Origin of the sequence: Pokkaliibacter plantistimulans, from assembly GCF_003194385.1 — a bacterium.
GTDB classification, from domain to species: Bacteria; Pseudomonadota; Gammaproteobacteria; order Pseudomonadales; family Balneatricaceae; genus Pokkaliibacter; species Pokkaliibacter plantistimulans.
In genome coordinates this window covers 1-3,181 of sequence record NZ_LAPT01000096.1, presented here as the reverse complement: position 1 = coordinate 3,181, position 3,181 = coordinate 1, and the positions used below count along the sequence as shown (strand labels likewise).

Genomic DNA, 3,181 nt, shown 5'->3' with positions numbered 1-3,181 from the left:
GGTATTCGGCAACACAGATAGCTTTTCAACGACCAGCCAGCACTTAATCTGTCGGCTCCGAGGTACTATCGGATCCTTCACCTTTACAGCATAAGTTCAGTACAGAAAACAACCAGCCCTAAATCACGACACATATCCACCTTTAAACAACCTGAAAGCGCTAGTCACCTTCAAAGCCATTCTCTGACCCGACCACTGCTTTGCGCACCAACACCATCGCCTGTAACTGCTGTCGTCCAAACTGCGCCATCCGCAGGAAGTCCTTACGCAGTATCGGCACATGCACATTGTCGGTGCTGGACTTGTCCTTTTCCCACTCGATATCCGGGTCATGAATGTAAAAGAAGTGATCATCTGCCCCTGACAGCACCACCCAGTGCGGTGCCTTGCTGCGGGAAATGCGGTAACTGGAGATCAGAATCAGCGGAATCCAGCCCTGTACCAGCAGCTGCTCCAGCATCGAACTGTTGAGACCTTCATCGTGAATGGCAATCTGCTCCTGCTGCAGCTGCGCCAGAAAACCCTCGTGCACCAGATGGATGACTTCCTTCTTGCCCTCATCGCGCACGCCATCGATAAAGGGCACACCCAGACTGCTGACATGCAGTCGCACCTCAAACCCGCGCCGGTGCGCCGCCAGCGCCAACCCGTGAGGGCTGCAACCACCGTGGCCGGAAGTCATAAAGATGGTGGTGGCTTCACGCCATAACTGCAGCTCCATTCGCCGGTTCAGCTCCAGACGGCCATTCAGCGCTTTCATCGCCATCATCAAGCAGGCCGGGCCACAGGTGAACTCCGTGGTCTGGGCGTAGAACGGCACCGGCGGCAGGCGCGCGTGTTTGGGGTAAAGCAGCCGCTTCTCGAAGCGCAACGCGTCCGCGTGGTCTTCATAGTAGTCATGCAGCAACTGGAACTGGCGATAACCCAGCTGACGATACAGACGGATGGCAGCGTGGTTATCCGGCCGGACCTCCAGTCGCAGATGACTGCAGTGGCGTTCCAGCGCCGCCTGTTCGGTGGCGCGCAGCAACACTTCGCCCAGCCCCCGGCCCCGATACTGCGGTGACACCGCCAGCGAATACAGACGACACAGGCTGGTGCCCTGACGGCACAGCAACAGGCTGTAGCCCGCCAGATGGCCGTCAGTTTCGGCAATCAGCAGCAGATCATGTTCGTTTTGCAGAAACCGCCGGAAAGATCGCCGCGACAGGCGATCACCCGTAAATCCGGCGTTTTCCAGCTCGATCAGGGCTTCCAGGTCACGCAAACCTGCCGGACGCAAATGCCAGGGCGCCGTCATAGAGACTCCTTTCTTGTTGTCAGGAGAAGCGCAGGGATGGCCTGCAATTCAGCCACATCCTGTCACCTCCCCGTGATGTATCACTCTATGTGGAAGCTTGGTCACGACTTGTTGGCTTTGCAAGCAGCTGACGCTAATAGCACAACACCGCTCCATTCACTTCAGGGCGGCGAGCCACCGATGTTCGTCGCCACGCCAGGAAAGGCCATGAGCAAACTGATTATTCTGGTTGACGACCGCGCCGACTGGGCTGCCTACTACCCCACCGATGATCTGATGACGGCCCAGCAATACCTGACCGCCAGCCAGCATCTGGAAGGCAAGCCGATGCAGGTCATCAACCTCTGCCGCAGCTTCAAATACCTCGGTTCCGGCTACTACTGCTCATTGCTGGCCGAAGCACGCGGCCATCGGGTGATTCCCAGTGTGCGCACCCTCAATGACCTCAGCCACAAGAGTATCTACAGCCTCGATACCGCCGATCTCGACAGCCTGATCAACAAGGTACTGCCCAAAGGTATCGAGATCGCCAAAGCCGACATTCTGATTTTCTTCGGCAAAACCCACGAACCGGCGCTGGCCGATCTGGCCCGGCAGCTGTTTGAGCTGTTTCCCTGCCCGATCCTCAAGGCCAGCTTCCGCAAGGAGGGAGAAGGCAAAGGTGGCCACTGGCGGCTGAGTAAAATCCGCCCGGTCGCCCTGCAGCAGTTGCAGGACAGTGATGAAGACCGCTTTGCCGAGGCGCTGGATCGCTTCTCCCGTCGCATCTGGCGCAAGCCCCGCGCCCGCCGCAGCGCCCGTTACGATCTGGCGATCCTCTACGATCCGCAGGAGAAGATGCCGCCTTCCGATACCACCGCGCTGAAGCTGTTTATCAGTGAAGGCAAGAAGCTGGGGCTGGAGGTGGAGCTGATCGAAAAGCGCCACTACGCCCGGCTGGCCGAATACGATGCGCTGTTTATCCGTGAAACCACCGCCATCAATCACCACACCTATCGCTTTGCCAAAAAGGCCGAGAGTGAAGGCATGGTGGTGTTCGATGACCCCAACTCCATCCTCAAGTGCACCAACAAGGTCTATTTGGAAGACCTGCTGCGCACCCATCGTATTCCCACCCCGAAGACCGTGGTGGTCAATCGTGATCAGGCTGATCTGCTGGTGGAGCTGGAGCAGCGGCTGGGTTACCCCATGGTGCTGAAAATTCCCGATGGGGCGTTTTCCCGTGGTGTGTTCAAGGTCAAGGACCGCAACGAGCTGGACACCAGTCTGCAGCAGCTGTTTGAGCAGTCCTACCTGATTCTGGTGCAGGAGTTTCTCTATACCGACTACGACTGGCGCATCGGCATTCTCAACAACAAGGTGATCTTTGCCTGTCAGTATTTCATGAGCCAGGGCCACTGGCAGATTTACCATCATCACGAAGGCGGTGAAGCAGAAAGCGGCGGCTTTGAAACCATGCCCGCGTCGAAGGTGCCCAAGCAGGTGCTGAGAGTCGCCCTCAAGGCGGCCGGGCTGATCGGTGACGGCCTCTATGGCGTCGATCTGAAACAACGCGGCGATGAGGTGTTCGTTATTGAAGTCAACGACAACCCCAGCATCGACTCGGAGGTGGAAGACGCCTACCTCGGTGAAGAGCTGTATCGTGTCATTCTGGAAGAGTTTGTGCGACGGCTGGAGAAAAAGCGGCTAAGGCTGTAGCGCCTTAGCAGGCTGTTGAAAAACGCTATCGAGGCAGCCGAGACAAGGAAATACCCCGAGGGCACAAGAAACAGGCGAAAAAGCGGAGTTTAGTGGACTAAATGAGCATTTGACTCGCTTTGCTCGCCCCTTCGGGGCCGTGCTAAAACACGTTCAGCCTTCGGCTGTGAGCCTGTTTTTGAC

Annotated in this window: 2 protein-coding genes; one reads left to right on the top strand and one right to left on the bottom strand. The window is 57.3% G+C overall.

What is annotated here, in order from left to right:
- Positions 1-160: 160 nt before the first annotated feature.
- Positions 161-1,300 (bottom strand): ribosomal protein S18-alanine N-acetyltransferase, encoded by a 1,140-nt coding sequence (gene rimI, locus WH50_RS18920; RefSeq protein ID WP_110188866.1) that lies wholly within the window; start codon positions 1,298-1,300, stop codon positions 161-163.
- A 207-nt stretch (positions 1,301-1,507) separates the two neighbouring features.
- Here rimI and WH50_RS18915 point away from each other — a divergent pair, with 207 nt between their 5' ends.
- Positions 1,508-2,998 (top strand): RimK family protein, encoded by a 1,491-nt coding sequence (locus tag WH50_RS18915; RefSeq protein WP_110188865.1) that lies wholly within the window; start codon positions 1,508-1,510, stop codon positions 2,996-2,998.
- Positions 2,999-3,181: the final 183 nt, after the last annotated feature.